General features: G+C 69.5%; 15 protein-coding genes. 3 read left to right on the top strand and 12 right to left on the bottom strand.

Annotated elements, in window-relative coordinates; all coding sequences use genetic code 11:
* Positions 1-23: 23 nt before the first annotated feature.
* Complete coding sequence (purL, locus tag PSC72_RS04695; RefSeq protein ID WP_274324736.1) at positions 24-2,195, bottom strand: phosphoribosylformylglycinamidine synthase subunit PurL; 2,172 nt, start codon at positions 2,193-2,195, stop codon at positions 24-26.
* Between the two features lie 155 nt (positions 2,196-2,350).
* On the bottom strand, positions 2,351-3,214 hold the full coding sequence (locus tag PSC72_RS04690) for a universal stress protein (protein ID WP_274324735.1): 864 nt from the start codon (positions 3,212-3,214) through the stop codon (positions 2,351-2,353).
* A 198-nt stretch (positions 3,215-3,412) separates the two neighbouring features.
* On the opposite strand from PSC72_RS04690, the gene PSC72_RS04685 reads away from it, so the two are divergent.
* Positions 3,413-4,588, top strand: a complete 1,176-nt coding sequence (locus PSC72_RS04685) for a multicopper oxidase domain-containing protein (protein ID WP_274324734.1) — start codon at positions 3,413-3,415, stop codon at positions 4,586-4,588.
* Positions 4,589-4,738: 150 nt separating this feature from the next.
* Here the strand turns inward: PSC72_RS04685 and PSC72_RS04680 are convergent, their stop codons facing one another.
* The 7 genes from PSC72_RS04680 to PSC72_RS04650 all read right to left on the bottom strand — a co-directional run bounded on the left by PSC72_RS04680 (position 4,739) and on the right by PSC72_RS04650 (position 11,851).
* Positions 4,739-5,047 carry a hypothetical protein gene (locus tag PSC72_RS04680; RefSeq protein ID WP_274324733.1) on the bottom strand — a complete coding sequence of 103 codons (309 nt, stop codon included), beginning with the start codon at positions 5,045-5,047 and terminating at the stop codon, positions 4,739-4,741.
* Positions 5,048-5,111: 64 nt separating this feature from the next.
* Positions 5,112-5,942: a hypothetical protein gene (locus PSC72_RS04675; protein ID WP_274324732.1), complete on the bottom strand. Its 831-nt coding sequence runs from the start codon at positions 5,940-5,942 to the stop codon at positions 5,112-5,114.
* A gap of 88 nt (positions 5,943-6,030) precedes the next feature.
* Positions 6,031-7,026: a DUF4129 domain-containing protein gene (locus PSC72_RS04670; protein ID WP_274324731.1), complete on the bottom strand. Its 996-nt coding sequence runs from the start codon at positions 7,024-7,026 to the stop codon at positions 6,031-6,033.
* Between the two features lie 83 nt (positions 7,027-7,109).
* A complete protein-coding gene (locus PSC72_RS04665) occupies positions 7,110-7,787 on the bottom strand; it encodes a hypothetical protein (protein WP_274324730.1) in 678 nt (225 codons plus the stop codon).
* An 84-nt stretch (positions 7,788-7,871) separates the two neighbouring features.
* Entirely contained in the window at positions 7,872-8,333 is a 462-nt protein-coding gene (locus tag PSC72_RS04660; RefSeq protein WP_274324729.1) for a VOC family protein, read from the bottom strand.
* A gap of 440 nt (positions 8,334-8,773) precedes the next feature.
* On the bottom strand, positions 8,774-10,552 hold the full coding sequence (locus tag PSC72_RS04655; RefSeq protein WP_274324728.1) for a cbb3-type cytochrome c oxidase subunit I: 1,779 nt from the start codon (positions 10,550-10,552) through the stop codon (positions 8,774-8,776).
* 114 nt (positions 10,553-10,666) lie between these two features.
* Positions 10,667-11,851 carry a hypothetical protein gene (locus tag PSC72_RS04650; protein WP_274324727.1) on the bottom strand — a complete coding sequence of 395 codons (1,185 nt, stop codon included), beginning with the start codon at positions 11,849-11,851 and terminating at the stop codon, positions 10,667-10,669.
* 147 nt (positions 11,852-11,998) lie between these two features.
* Between PSC72_RS04650 and PSC72_RS04645 the strand changes: the two genes are divergently transcribed.
* Together PSC72_RS04645 and PSC72_RS04640 are read left to right on the top strand one after the other, a co-directional pair.
* Positions 11,999-12,232 (top strand): DUF2249 domain-containing protein, encoded by a 234-nt coding sequence (locus PSC72_RS04645; protein WP_274324726.1) that lies wholly within the window; start codon positions 11,999-12,001, stop codon positions 12,230-12,232.
* Entirely contained in the window at positions 12,229-12,540 is a 312-nt protein-coding gene (locus PSC72_RS04640; RefSeq protein ID WP_274324725.1) for a cupin domain-containing protein, read from the top strand. The genes PSC72_RS04645 and PSC72_RS04640 overlap by 4 nt, the downstream gene beginning before the upstream one ends.
* Positions 12,541-12,574: 34 nt before the next feature.
* Here the strand turns inward: PSC72_RS04640 and PSC72_RS04635 are convergent, their stop codons facing one another.
* The 3 genes from PSC72_RS04635 to PSC72_RS04625 all read right to left on the bottom strand — a co-directional run bounded on the left by PSC72_RS04635 (position 12,575) and on the right by PSC72_RS04625 (position 14,435).
* A complete protein-coding gene (locus PSC72_RS04635) occupies positions 12,575-12,976 on the bottom strand; it encodes a hypothetical protein (protein ID WP_274324724.1) in 402 nt (133 codons plus the stop codon).
* Positions 12,973-13,245: a DUF2249 domain-containing protein gene (locus PSC72_RS04630; RefSeq protein WP_274324723.1), complete on the bottom strand. Its 273-nt coding sequence runs from the start codon at positions 13,243-13,245 to the stop codon at positions 12,973-12,975. Before PSC72_RS04630 ends, PSC72_RS04635 begins: the two co-directional genes overlap by 4 nt.
* 131 nt (positions 13,246-13,376) lie before the next feature.
* The gene (locus PSC72_RS04625) at positions 13,377-14,435 is read right to left on the bottom strand and encodes a TrmB family transcriptional regulator (protein WP_274324722.1); all 1,059 of its coding nucleotides are present in this window, start codon (positions 14,433-14,435) and stop codon (positions 13,377-13,379) included.
* Positions 14,436-14,512 lie beyond the last annotated feature (77 nt).

The raw sequence follows: 14,512 nt of genomic DNA, 5'->3' as shown, positions 1-14,512 counted from the left end.
CGAACGCGAGAAAGGCGCGGTCGTCAGTCCAGTTCTCGTTCGATCACGTCGCGCAGGTCGGCGATCTCGGCGGCGTCGTAGGAGAGCGACCCGTCGTCGAGCCCCACGTCGAGCGTTCCCGAGTCGTCCGCGTCGCCGAGGACGTACACCGGGGTGACGCTGTCGAAGGCCTCGCGGACGCTCCGCGGGTCGGTCGTCTCGATCACGACGCGACCGGCCTGCTCGCCGAACAGGAGCGCCTCGGGCGAGCCCTTCGCCGGCGCGTCGAGGTCGACGCTCGCGCCGGCCCCGTCGGTCACCATCTCCGCGAGCGTCACCGCGAGCCCGCCGTGGCTCACGTCGTGAGTGGCGAGCGTCGACTCCTCGTTCGCCACGTCGGCCAGCGTGTCGACGAACGCGTCGGGGTTGGCCAGCGACTCGGGGAACCGGTCCGTGCCGCCGAACTGCGCGAGGTACTCCGACCCGCCGAGACGGGCCTCGGCGTCGCCCTCCAGCGAACGCGCACCGACGAGCAGGAGTTCGCCCTCGCCCTGCAGGGCCGCGGGCGGCGCCTCGTAACCGTCCTTGACGCCGACCAGCGCGAGCGTCGGCGTCGGCGGGATCGGTCCGCTCGCGGAGTCGTTGTACAGCGAGACGTTCCCGCCGACGACGGGCACGTCGAGCGTCGAGCACATCTCCGCGAGACCGTCGACGATACCCTTGAACCCGCCGTACACGTCGGGCTTCTCGGGGTTACCGCCGTTGAGGCAGTTGACCGCCGCGTGCGGCCGGGCGCCCTTCGCCGCGACGTTCGTCGCGTTCTCCAGCGCGACGGCGCGGGCGCCCTCGTACGGCGCCGCGTCGGTCCAGTTGGGGTCCGCACCGGACGAGAAGGCGAGGCCCGTCTCCGCTTCTCGGATGGCCATCAGGGCCGCGTCGTCGCCCGGGGCCATCGCGGTCCTGACCTGTACCTCGTGGTCGTACTGGCGGTAGACCCACTCCTTCGAGGCGGTGTTCGGGCTGCCGACGACCGCCTCGAACGCCTCCGCGAGGTCGACGCCCTCGGGCAGATCCCGCTCCTGTTCGGCCGGTTCCTCGGCGGGCAGGTCGTTGTACGGCGCGCCGTCGCCGAGGAACTCCGCGGACGCGTCGACGACGACCTCGCCGTCGAAGGTGCAGACGAAGTTGCCGTCGGTCACCTCGCCGATGACTGACGACCCGAGGTCGTAGCGGTCGGCGATCTCGTGTACGCGCTCGACGTTCTCCGGGCGGACCTCGTAGCACATCCGCTCCTGGCTCTCGGCGAGCAGGTACTCCATCGCGTTCATGTTCGGCTCGCGCTCGTGGACGTTCGTCAGTTCGATGTTCGCACCGAGGCCGCCCTTCGCGACCATCTCCGAGGCCGCGCCGCCCAGTCCCGCGGCGCCGAGGTCCCGCGCGGACTCGATCAGGCCCTCGTCGATCAGCTGTTCGTTCGCCTCGATGAGCAGCTTCTCCGTGTAGGGGTCGCCGACCTGGACCGCCGGCCGGTCCTCGGTCTCGGCGTCCTCGGCGAGGTCCTCGCTCGCGAAGGACGCGCCACCAAGCCCGTCGCGACCCGTGGAGTTGCCGACGAGCAGTAGCTTGTTACCGGGCTCTTTCGCGACCGCGGTGACCAGACGGTCGGGGTCGTCGATCAGGCCGACGCAGGCGACGTTGACGAGCGGGTTGCCCTCGTAGTCGTCGTGGAAGGCGGTCGATCCCGCGACCGTCGGGACGCCGATGCAGTTGCCGTAGTGGGAGATGCCCTCGACGACGCCCTCGAAGAGGTAGCGGGAGTGCTCGCGGTCGAAGTCGCCGAAGTACAGCGAGTCGGCGAGCGCGATGGGGTAGGCGCCCATCGAGAGCGTGTCTCGGACGATGCCGCCGACGCCCGTCGCCGCGCCGTCGAACGGGTCGACGAACGAGGGGTGGTTGTGGCTCTCGATCCCGAGCGTGACGTAGGTGTCGTCGTCCGCGTCCGCGCCAGCGGACGGAATGGAGACCACCGCGGCGTCGTCGCCGGGACCGACGACGACCTGGTCGCCCTCGCTGTCGAACGCGCTCAGCAGCGGCCACGAGGAGCGATACGCGCAGTGCTCGCTCCAGAGGTTCTCGAAGAGCGCGGCCTCGGCCCGGGTCGGCTCCCGCCCCAGTTCCTCGACCACGAGCTCGCGGTCGGCGTCGGAGAGACTCATTACGCGTCCGTCGCTCCCCGCCGGCTAAATCGCTTTCCATGCGCGATCAGGAGTCGGATCGTGGCCGACGGCAGCGCCGTCAGGACCGCGAGCGACGCGTCCGCTCTCGCGACCGGACTTGTCGTACCCGGCCGCCCGTCGCGCCCGGCCGGACGTCACTCCTCGGACGCCCGGATCGACAGCACGGGGACCGCGGCCGAGCGCATCAGGTTCTCGGTGACGCTGCCGAGGAGGCGCCGGTCGATGCCGGTCCGACCGTGCGTGCCGACGACGACCAGATCGATCCCGTGGTCCGCGACGTACTCGTTCAGCGTGTCGACCACGTCGCCCTCCTCGATGGCCGTCTCGACGGGGACGTCGCCGTCGTCCGCGCGCTCGCGGGCCTGTGCGAGGACCTGTTCGTCGCGGCGTCTGCGCTCCTCGGACAGCTGCTCGGAACGCACGTCGAACCCCAGTCCGGAGGATTCGACCACCGAGACGACGTGCAGCGTCGCCCCGGTCGCCGCGCCGATGCCGATCCCCTCGTCGACGGCGGCCTCGGACCCCTCGCTGCCGTCCGTCCCGACGAGGACGTCGGCCGGCGGGTACTCGTGGTCGCTCTCGGGCGGGACGACCAGCACCGGCGACGCGCTGTTGCGGACGACGCGTTCGGTGACGCTCCCGAGGATGATCCGCTCGATGTCCCGACCGCCGCGGGTGCCCATGACGACCAGGTCGATCCCGCGGTCGTCGACGTACGTCAGGATGGTCCGCGAGGGGCCGCCCTGGATCACTTCGTCGACCGTGTCCACTCCGGCACGTCGCGCTCGCGAGGCCGCGTCGTCCACGATATCGCGTCCCTCGCCTTCGAGAACGTCCCGGACCTGCCCCTCGATGCGGGCGAGGCTGGGCTGGTTCGTGTCGGCGACGTAGAGCACGTGCAGCGTGGCGTCGTGCGCGTCGGCGACGGCGATCGCGACTTCCAGCGCCGCGTCGGCCGCGTCGCTCCCGTCCGTCGGGAAGAGGATCTCGTCGTACATGTCAGACCGTCCGTCGGCCAGGGGGAAAAACGTGGCCGCGTGCGAACCCAGGCGACCGAGAGCCGGAGGCCCGAGCGACGATTCGAACACCTTCGGACGGCCGTATACCGCACCGGCCCCCGATAGCGGGGGCGGTTTTCACTCCGTGGGAATCCCCTCACCCCCCTTTATGGTCTCACTGCCTACGTCGAAGTGAGTATGACCGACAACATCGGTGCGCCCGGAACGGACATGTCGCGTCGCGAGTTCGCCAAAGCCGCCGCCGGTACGACCGGTCTGTTCGCCCTCGCCGGCTGTTCCGGACGGAGCACGCAGAGCGCGGACGACGTGACCGTCTCCGAAGTCGAATCTACCGGCTCTCCCGCCGCGCAGACCGCCAACCCCGCCGACCTCCCGAAGACCTCCCCGCCCGAAGTCGTCAACGTCGACGAGCAGGGCGGGACGGTCACCCTCTCCAGCGTCCCCTCCTACCACGAGGTCCACCCCATGGAGAACATGGGCGGCCCCGTCGACCTGCCCGCGGTCTGGGCGTTCAGGGCCGACGACCGCGACCCCAGCGTCCCCGGCCCGATCCTGCGGACGACCGAGGGCGAGGACATGGAAGTGACCTTCGACAACACCGACGGCAAGCGGCCCCACACGGTCCACTTCCACGGCGTCCGCAAGACCTGGGAGAACGACGGCGTCCCGACGACGACCGGGATCACCATCCCGCCCGGCGAGAAGCACACCTACGACATCCCCGCGAACGTCCCCGGCACGCACCTCTATCACTGCCACTACCAGACCCACCGCCACATCGACATGGGCATGTACGGCGTCTTCCGCGTCGACCCGAAGGGGTACGAGGAGGCCGACGTGGAGACGTTCATGACGCTCAAGGACTGGGACTCCGATCTCAACAAGCAGATGGCCGGGATGGACGCAGACTACAGCCCGCGCCAGCGCGACCCCGACGTGTTCACCATCAACGGCAAGTCGGCGCCCCGGACGCTCCACCCCGAGGACGGCTCGCCACTCATCGTCGAGCAGGGCGACACCGTCCGCGTCCACTTCGCCAACAACGGGTACATGATGCACCCGATGCACACGCACAACCACCGCTTCGAGGTCGTCGAGAAGGACGGCTCGCCCATCCCCGAGGCGGCTCGATTCAAAGAAGACGTGCTCAACGTCGCCCCGGCGGAGCGCAAGACCGTCGAGTTCCAGGCCGACGCCGACCCCGGCATCTACCTCATGCACTGCCACAAGGTCGCCCACGCGATGAACGGCAACTCCTACCCCGGCGGGATGGTCGGCGGCATCGTCTACAAGGAGGCCATGGACACCGACGTCTTCAGCCAGCTGATGGACTACGCCGGCTACGAGGGCTGATCCGCCCCGACGTGTCTGTCCCGACGCCCTGATCCCGACTCCCGACTTCAATTCTCGACCGAGTCACCCGCTCCGGTTCACGACCACGACTCGGCCGCTCGCTGGGTGCGCGCTTCGACCAGATCTCGCGTCCGCTGTCACTACTCGCCGCTACTCGACCACGTAGGACTGCATCTCGCCGCGCGAGCGGACGTCGACGAACCGGTAGCGCCGCCCGTCGGCGAGGTCGCCGGCGTAGTCGGCGTCGTCGGCGCCGTCGACCTCGTACACCTCGTTCGCTTCCCGCAGGTCGTGGTCGTGGAGCGTCGCCCGCACGGTGTCGGGGAGCGACTCCCCCTCGGCCACCTCGACGACGAACAGCCGGTCGGTGAAGCTCTTGGCCGTCCAGGCGTCGGTCACGGTCTCGCGCTCGCCCAATCGGTCGGCCAGCGCGGAGAGAGCCGCGGCTCGCTCGCTCATGGCGCATCGAACGGCCGGAACGCCGAAGCGATCACTCCCGAACGAGTTCGACAGGTCTCGCCGGTCACCCCTGCGCCATCGCCTCGTCGTACCACTGCGGCCTGTCGACGGTCGTGTTGCCGATCGCGCGGAACCGGACTGTCCGGCTGACGCGCACCGTCGTGCCGTCGTGAAGCGTTGCCGTGTAGACGACGCGGTAGGTGTCGACCAGTCCGAACTCGGTGGCCAGGGCGTGGAGCGTGGCGTTTTCGACGGTCCGTACGTCGCTCTGGTCGTCGACGAAGCCGAGAGTGTGCGCGCCGGATCCGACGAGGTGCGTTCGCCGGTCGTCGCGGTCGGTCGGTCGCTCGCCGACGCCGGTGCGGAAGCTCCCGACCGTCGTCCGCAGGTCGGTCTCCGGCCCGATGTCGAGCGCGACCGTCCCCAGCCAGAACCGCCAGGTGCCGACGTACTCGTCCGTCTCGTCGTACCGGGTGTACACCGTCCGGTCACCGATCACCTGGCGACGGAGGTAGGTCTCGTCGTTCGCCCAGTACTCGGCCCGGGTCGGGGGTTCGCCGAGGAACAGCGGCGCGTCCGCCCCCCGGACCGAGGCCGACGCGTGGTAGTCCCGCGACGCCGATAGTTCGAGACGCACGTCGAGATCGGACCGGAGCGAACCGTTCGGATATCGGACCGTTCTGTTGGCGATCAGCGTGAACGACGTCCCGTCGAGCGTGGCGGCGTGAGCGGCCGCGAGCGCCCCCGGATCCGCCACGCCGTCGGGTTCGACACCCGGCGGTAGCGCCTCGGCCGTCGGGACCGGCGCGGGCGTGACCGTCTCGGCCTGCGGACCGGGAGCGACGACGCTACAGCCCGCGAGCAAGACGAGCGCCAGAACGGCCGCCGAGCGCATGCGATACGTTAGGGATCCGCGCGTAAAAACTGCGCGTCGGTCCGTGAAACGGGCGGTCGCGGACGGTGCTCGCGGAACGGATCGACGGCTATCGTCCGTCCGCGGATCCGTCCGAGCCGTCGCCGGCCGCGTCCCCGCCGTACGAGTCCTCGATAGCGCGGAACACGGAGACGGCGAGTTCCTCCCGGCTCTCGGCGTCGCGCTCGCCGTAGCGAACTTCCTCGAACAGGCGGGTGAGTTCCGTCACGTCGTCCTCGCGCAACCCGACGGCGACGGCGGCCTCGGCGAACTCGCCCGGCGTCGCGCTGTCGGGGTTCGGCACGTCGAGCAGGCTGGTCATCTCCCACCACGCGCGGTAGACCTCGTTGTCCACGTCCGCGTTGCGCGCTTCGAGCCGGTCCGCGGCGCGACCTGCCGCGACGGCCAGGTCGCGCGGGTCGACCGGGTCGCCGTCCTCGGCGGCGGCGGAACCCTGGGAGACGTCGGTGACCGTCTCGCCGCCAGACGCGCGGAGCAGGACCGCCGCGGTCCCGACGAGGACGACACCGAATACGCCCAGGACCGCCTCCGGCGGTACGTCGACCGCGTGGATCAACGGTTCGACCCCGTTGTCACCGGGACCGGGGAGGTCTCCGCCCGGCCCGATGCCGGGTCCGTTCACCGACGGGCAGTCTGTCGACAGGAAGTACGCGAGGAACGCCGGCGGCGCGAGCGCGTACAGGCCGAAGAAGGTCGCGCCCAGCGAGTAGCGGCGCTTGATCGCCACCAGCGCGGCCACGAAGGCGCCGAAGTAGACGACGACGCCGTACCACGCCGACAGCGGCTGGACGCACCAGCTCGCGTCGATCGGGTCTCTCGGATCCCCGGGATCGCCGGGCGTCGGCTGTCTCTCGTCGGGGTCGCTCGGCGTGCTCGGCGGCGCGCCGCCGTCGCCCGGTTCCGACGGCTCGTCTCCAGGCTGCGTGCTAGACGCGCCGGGATCGACCGCCGACGTGATCGCCGCCGCCCCCACGGCCAGGGCGGCCATCGCCACCAGCCCGACCACCACCACTCGGAGGGACGCTCGCGACAGGTAGTCGTCCATGCGCGTGTGAATGTCTACCTATCGTATAGGTGTTTCGTACGTTCGGCTCGGATGACAGGAGCGGCAGCGCCCGGTCGTACCGGTCAGTTGCCGTCTTCGACGGTCAACCGCAGCGCCCAGTAGTCGCCGACAATGTAACTCAAGCTGTAGGTCTCTCCCTCGTAGCAGACGTGTTCGAGACCCCCGAGTTCCCCGGGGAGCGAGTCCCACTTGCCCGCCGGAACGTGGTGGGTACCGTTCTCGACGGCCCAGCGCACCTCGTCACGGACCTCGGTCGAGACGTTTGAGACCGGGACGACGGTCCCGTTCACGTCACCGTCGACCCGTTCGCTATCGATGCCGTACGAGGCGTAGAGCTCCCCGTCCATCGAGAGGTCGATGGGGTATCGCGTCCCGTTCTTCCGGACGTACTCGTAGTCGTGGAACGGCGACGCCGCGTCGACGGTGTGCTCGCCCTCGACGTACGGCGAGTCCGGGACGAACGACACCCTGTGGTCGAACGCGTCGTCGAACGCGGCCCGCGACTCGGCGGGCAGGTCCGCGTAGTCGATGGTCTTCCCGGCGTTCGATTCGTCCGGCGTCGGCGAGCCAGGCAGCGGCGTCTCGCCGGGCGGGACGGTGCTCTGCTCGGTCGAGGTCGGCGTCTGTGTCGCCGCGTCCGTCGGTGTGGTCGTCGTCTCACCGGCCGGTCCGGGCGCGGCGAGACAGCCGCCGAGCACCGCGAGCGCGAGCAGGAGCGACAGCGGTCGGAGTCCTCGCATAGACGCCTCTCTCCCCGTCCCCGGCATAGGTCTTGTCCAGCACCAAACGGGTCTTTGAGCGAGCGGCCGGGACGCCGACCCCGCTCACTCCGGGGCCATCCCCTTCTCGGCGAGTTCCTCGCGGGCGGCGTCGGACTTCCCCAGGTCCGCTAAGTCCATCCCCTCTAGCACGTGGTCGGCCTTCGAGAACTGGACGTCCTCGTAGGCGACGACCTGGACCCGGTTGCCCCACGGATCCAGGAAGTCCAGTCCGCCGGTGTCGAGCACGTCGGCGTCCGTCTCGGCCAGGCGCCGCTCGACGAGGTCCGCGTCGTCGACGACGAGGCCGAAGTGCCGGTGGGCGTCGATCGACTCGCCCGCGTCGTCGACCTCCGAGAGCGCGAGGAACTGGTCGCCCATGTCGAGGAACACGGCGGAGTCGGTCTCGCCGCGGACCTCGAAGTCGAATATCGACGCGTAGAACGCCCGTGCTTCGTCGGCGTCGCCGACGGCGAGGGCGACGTGGTTGATACCCACCATCCGAGCGCGGTCGCTGTCGTCACTCATGCGTGGGGATTCGGTCGGCACGCCAATCAACGGCCGGGCTAGGACGGTGTTCGATGGGCGTGCTTGTTGAACAGTGGTTTCTGGTAGAAGTGTTGTGGAAGGAGGGGGAGTGATTGCGACCGCACTCAACGAAGGAAGTTGAAAGCCCTCGGCGCGCTCGCGGTCGCTGAGCGGGATATCCTCACTTCGTTCGGATAGTGCCCGCTCAGGCGACTCCGCTCACTCCGTTCGCTGCGAGCACGCCTCGCCCTTTCAGTCCACCAGGATCCGCACCGCACCGCGCCTCACGCCTCCCCAGCCGATTCGCTCCCTGCGGTCGCTCATCCCTCGCACGGCTACTGTCGCGAGATAAAACTCGCGACAGCGCGCGCCACTGCGATTGGTCACGCCGCGGACTGTAGTGAACAGATATCGGAACGAGATGGACGAACTACTGCCAGTCAGTCGTCCCCGCTGTCGGCTACTGCCGTCTCGTCGCCGTCCGGGTCCTCGCCGCCGTCGGTCGCGAGCGCCGTCTCCTGCTGGCGCTCGAACCAGGCCCACTCGCGGCCGTGCTGGTCGGTCTCCTTCAGGTCCCACGGGTCGCCGTCCCGGACACGGGGGCCTTCGAGCCAGGACTGGACGAGGTTCCAGACGAAGATGATCTGGCCGACCGCGAGCAGGAGCGCGCCGAGCGTCGCCGAGCGGTGCAGAAGCGTGAACAGCAGTTCCGGCCCGACGGCGAGGTCGTAGGTCGCGTAGCGCCGGGGCATCCCGGCGTAGCCGAGCAGGACCATCGGGAAGAAGGTGAGGTTCGTCCCGACCATCGTCAGCCAGAAGTGCCACTTGGCCAGCGTGCGCTGGTACATCTTCCCCGTGTAGATGGGGAACCAGTAGTAGATGCCCGCGAAGACGGCGAAGGCGATGGCGCCCATGATGACGTAGTGGAAGTGCGCGACGACGTGGTAGGTGTCGTGCAGGAGCAGGTCGACGGGGATGGACGCCTCGAAGACGCCGGTGACGCCGCCGATGATGAAGTTCGCGATGAAGCCCACGCAGAAGAGGAAGGGCGCTGTCGTCCGGAGGCGGCCGTTCCACATCGTCGCGATCCAGTTGAACGTCTTCACGGCGCTCGGGATGGCGATAGAGATGGTGACCGCCATGAACCCCGACCGCAGGCGCGGATCCATCCCCGTCGCGAACATGTGGTGGGCCCAGACGCCGAAGCTCAGGACCCCCAGCGCCAGCGTCGAGTAGACGACGAACTTGAACCCGAACAGTTTCCGGCCGGTGAACTTCGGCAGGATGTAGCTCACCAGCCCCATCGGCGGAAGCACGAGGATGTACACTTCGGGGTGGCCGAAGAACCAGAACAGGTGCTGCCAGAGCAGGGGACCGCCGCCCTCGCCGAGCGCGTAGAAGGTGGTGCCGAGGTTGCGGTCGAGCAGCAGCATGACGATGGCGCTGCCGAGCAGCGGGAACGCGAAGATGATCTGCCCGGACTGGGTGAGCACCGTCCACGAGAAGATGTCGAGGTTCGCCCACGTCACGTCCTCGCTCCGCTCGGTGACGATGGTCGCGACGAAGTTGATGGCGCCCATCGTCGCCGAGACCCCCGTGAGATGGAGGCCGAGTAGCATCAGGTCGACGGCGGGGTTCGGTTGCTCGATCGAGAGCGGAGTGTACATCGTCCAGGCGGTCTGCGCGGGCGCGAGGCTCGGGATGAAGAAGCCGCCCCAGATGAGCAGGGCGCCCGGAGGCAGTAGCCAGAACGCGATGGCGTTGATCCGCGGGAACGCCATGTCGTCGGCGCCGATCAGCAGCGGGACGAAGTAGTTCGAGAACGCCGCGAGGATCGGCGTCCCGAACAGGAACAGCATCGTGATCCCGTGGCTGGTCAGCAGGCCGTTGTACAGGGAGTTCCCGATGACGTCGGTCGCGGGGTTGACCAGTTCGAGGCGCATCAGCATGACGGCGACGCCGCCCCAGGCGAACGACAGGACGGCGAACGCGCCGTACATGAGCCCGATGTCCTTGTGGTCGACCGTCGTCAGCCAGCGGACGATGCCGCTCGGTTTGTGCCCGTGGTCGGCGCCCGTGCCGTAGCCGCCGGCGGCGCCGGTCTCGCCGACCGCCGGGGTGTACGAACGCCAGTCTTCCACCCGGACGACCCAGGTGAACACGCCGAGAAGGAGCAGCGCGGTCAGCCCTGAGAGTGTGAGGGTCGCGATATCAGCCATGTGACGGGGGGTTCGGCCGCCCCGTCCCTGGGTTTTGGCGGGAACGTGTTCGGACCCTTTTTGTGCCGGACGCGTGCCGGATACCTCGGTTCGGGACCGGCGGGGTCGGTGGACTCACTCTCTCGCCCGCTGGAGGAACACGCCGAGGACGAGGTAGGCGTACGCGACCGCACCCAGAAGCGCCAGCGCGCGACCTCCGCTGACAGCGAGCGGCGCCGAGACGACGGCGCCGGCGACCTCGACGAGGAGTCCACCCGTCAGCGCGGCTAGTGCGGCGAGCGCGAGGTCGTCGCCCGCGCCGGGGAACCGCCCGACCGTCGGCGGGTAGAACTGGAACGTGACGCCGACGATCGTCAGCCCGAGGAATCCGAGCAGGTTCAGCCGGTAGTGCGCGGCGACGAGCGTCGGGTCGACGGGCCAGAACGCGAAGGAGAGTCCGAGGCCGACGGCGAGCACGCCGAACCCCGCACCGACGAGCGGACCGTAGAATCCCACGCGTTCCCTGTCGCTCGATCGGTAGAGGTGGGCGTACGCCGCGGCGAATCCGACCACGGCGACCGCTTCGACGACGGCCCCCGTCCGGAAGACCGTGCCCGCCGGGAGTCCGGCGGCCAGCAGGGCAGGCCCGAGCGCGCCGGTGGGCAGGACGACCCAGGGCACCCAGTCGGGCAGGCCGGCGACGAGGAACCGCGGCAGGAGGCGGAAGCCGACGGCGAAGACGAGGAGCGCGGCCCCGCCGGCGGCCAGCAGGTGCGTCGCTCGCGGCGGATACCCGTCGATCAGGGGAGACACGGCCGCGCGGGCGGCCAGCGTCTCCCACGACCCGACGGCGAGGTACGCGAACACGACGGGGACGAACAGGTTCGCGGCGCGGTCGATCCGCCGCCGGTCGGCGTTGTGGTCGCCAGTTCCGGTCTCGGCGCCGGAGAGGTTGTCCCGGAGCGTCCAGGCGAGCGTTCCGAGGAAGACGGCGACGCCCAGCGCCCACGACCACGCGCCCACGGCCCCGACGACGGCGGGGATGCCGTCGACGGGTTCGGCGGCCAGTCCGGCGGAGCCGACGACGACGAGCGGCAGGGTGACCGCCGGCGCGTGCGGCCACGCGAGCGCTCGGTCGAAATACGACGGGACCAGCGAGTAGGCCTTCCCGAAGACGACGTGGAGGACGAACCCGTAGAGACCGAGCGTCACCGTCGTTCGCCGCGGGAACCCCGCGAGCGCCGCCGCCTGCCAGCCGACCAGCCAGCAGACACCGACCGCGACGAGCGCGCGAGACCACCGCGAGAGCGTCGCCGACATCCCGCGGATCTGCGGCCGCGTGTCCCCTCAATCTGACGCCGAACGAACCCGCTGGGCCCGGCAGTCCCGCGCTCGGCGAACAGGTTCGAACGCGCCGAACACGTTCGGACGAAGTGCAAGGGGCAACCGCGCCGTAGTTCCGACTGTATGCCAGCGACGACGCTCGACATCCGCGACGTGCCGCCGCCGGAACGCCACCCGATGATCCACGAGGCCTTCGAGGACCTGGACAGCGGCGAGACGCTCCGGATCGTCAACGACCACGAACCGAAGCCGCTGTTCTACGAGTTCCAGGCCGAGGTCGAGGACTTCGACGCCGAGAACTACGCGGTCGAGCGCCGGGACGCCGACGAGTTCGTCGCCGACCTCCCGAAAGTATGACCGACGGCGCTCAAGAGACCGAATGCGTCCACCTCCCCGACCTCGAAGGCGACGGCCGGGGCGTGCTCTTCGAGGGCGAACCGAAGACGGTCCGCCTCGCGCTGGACGCCGGCGACCGCGTCCCGCCCCACCAGCACCCCGACCGCGACATCGTCTGCTACGTGGTCGACGGCGAACTCGAGATGACGCTCGGCGACGAGACGGTCGACCTCGTCTCGGGAGACGCCGCCCGGTTCTCCGGCGATCAGGACATCTCCCCGGAGGCCCGCGAAGACAGCGTCGCACTGCTCGTCCTCGCCGAGCGGTGACGCGCCGCGCGGGTTTTCAGCAGCGGAAAACAGACTACCCGAACAGTTCCAGCGCCGTCTCGACGGTCCGCTGACTGCCTTTCTCGCTATCACCGTCCGCGGCGGCGCGCAGCCCCCGCTCGGGGACCGCGATCAGCCTGGTGACGAGCCGGTCGGCGAGCCGTTCGACGGCCGCCCGGTCCGCCGCCGAGAGGTCCCCCCGCGCGTCGAGTTTTGACAGCGCCGTCTCGACCTCCTGCTCGCGGATCTCGTCCGCCCGGCCGTAGATGCGGGCCACGGCGGCGTCTACGTCCGGCGCCGCCCGCTCTCGCTGCTCGGTCGCTACCGTCGACGCGGATCCGTCCGTCGAACCCGACTGCGGCGACCGAGCGGTCGAAGCGGCGGCGTCGTACCCGTCGCGGTCGGCCGTCCGGTCGTCGGAGGGCGCCCCTGTCATGCGCGCCAGATGGTCGTGACGGTGACGTCGTCGCGTTCGACGGTGGCGTACTCGTACCCGCGGTCGTCGAGCTTCGGGTAGAGGTGCTGGGGCGCGCGGTCGTTCAGCTGGACGAGGACCGTCTCGTCGTCGAGGTCCGCCAGCAGTTCGAGGGTGTTCGCGAGCGGCTTCGGCGGTCCGAGGTCGCGGACGTCGAGCGTCTCCCGCGGCGCGTCGGTCGGTGCGTCCGTCTCGCCGAGTACGCGGTCGACGTTTACTCCTGCGGACATACGAACGGATACGTCCCCGACTGCCCCCAGCGTTCCGCCGAACGCCTTCGGGCGTCCGGGAACAGAAACCGGACCGGAGCGTCATCGGATCGGAGTGCCACCGGACGATGGGAGAGAGGTTCGCGCTGGCGTTACTCGTCGACCGGACGGAGCGTCACGGTGTCGCCCTCGTACTCCTCGATGAACGAACCGGGTCCGCCGATGCTGACCTCCCCGTCGTCGGTCTCGATGTAGAGGCTGGTCTCCAGGGTGTAGTCGTTGGTGGACGGCTGGACGAACGCCTGGCGGACCTGGCTGAGCGTGCCGGTGATCTCCCGGCTCTCGACGGTCGTGACCTCGGCTTCGAGTTCGACGCCCTCCCGGCGGTGGAGCGCGGCTTCGAGAGCCGCGTGGCGGAACCACTCGAAGGTCCGCGGCAGCGGCTCCGGGTCGCGGACGTGTAGCTCCGTCGCCGCGGGCCAGTACGCGCCGAAGTAGAGGCCGACGATCGACCCGGCGAGGTTGTCCTGCTTGACCGTGACGGCCCCCTCGTCCACGTGCGTCCCCGAGATGACACCGGAGTGGCCGATCATCGCCGCCTCGTCGTCGGCGGCGTACATGAAGGGGAGGCTCTCGGACCACGACCGGACGACCGGGGCCGAGCGGTCGAGGCGCGGTTTGTCGTCGTCGAGGTCCTCCATCCCGCCGATGAGCAGGAACACGAGGACGCCGCGGTCGACGGCGGCCTGTAGCTCCGGTTCGATGTCCTCGTAGGTGTGTTCGGGCACGGCCACGAGCACCTCGTGTTCGGCCTCGGAGATCCCTTCGCGGAGCCGCTTGACGGCCGTCTCCCGCGACTTGACGATCTGGATCTCCGGGGCCTGGGGTTCCGTCGCGTTGAACCGGTCTTCGAGCGTCGGCGCGATCGACTCCAGCCTGCCGGACAGCGAGTCGATCGCCTCCTCGGGCGGGTGTGCCCGTATCGTCGTCGGCGACGCGTGCCCGTTGACCGTCACGAGGTCCCTGTCTTCCAGCCGCTCGGCGATGTTGTACACCGCCCGCTGGGTCACGTCCGCCTCGTCGGAGACAGTCCGGACCGTCGTCTCGCCGTGCTCCAGCACCGCCAGGTACGTGTCTATCTCCGTGTCCGAGAAGCCGAACACGTTCAGCTCCTCCCTGAGCGTCTGGTCGTCGACGTGCTGTTCTGTCATGCTATCTGCGTGTTATCTCGTTTCACGTATGGTCGTTTCTGTCGCAGTTACCGTTCCGCAGCGGCTCGCGATCCGTC

Source organism: Halosimplex aquaticum, from assembly GCF_028747785.1.
GTDB classification, from domain to species: domain Archaea; phylum Halobacteriota; class Halobacteria; order Halobacteriales; family Haloarculaceae; genus Halosimplex; species Halosimplex aquaticum.
Note: the sequence above shows the minus strand (reverse complement) of the source record. Positions and strands in the feature narration are given on the sequence as shown.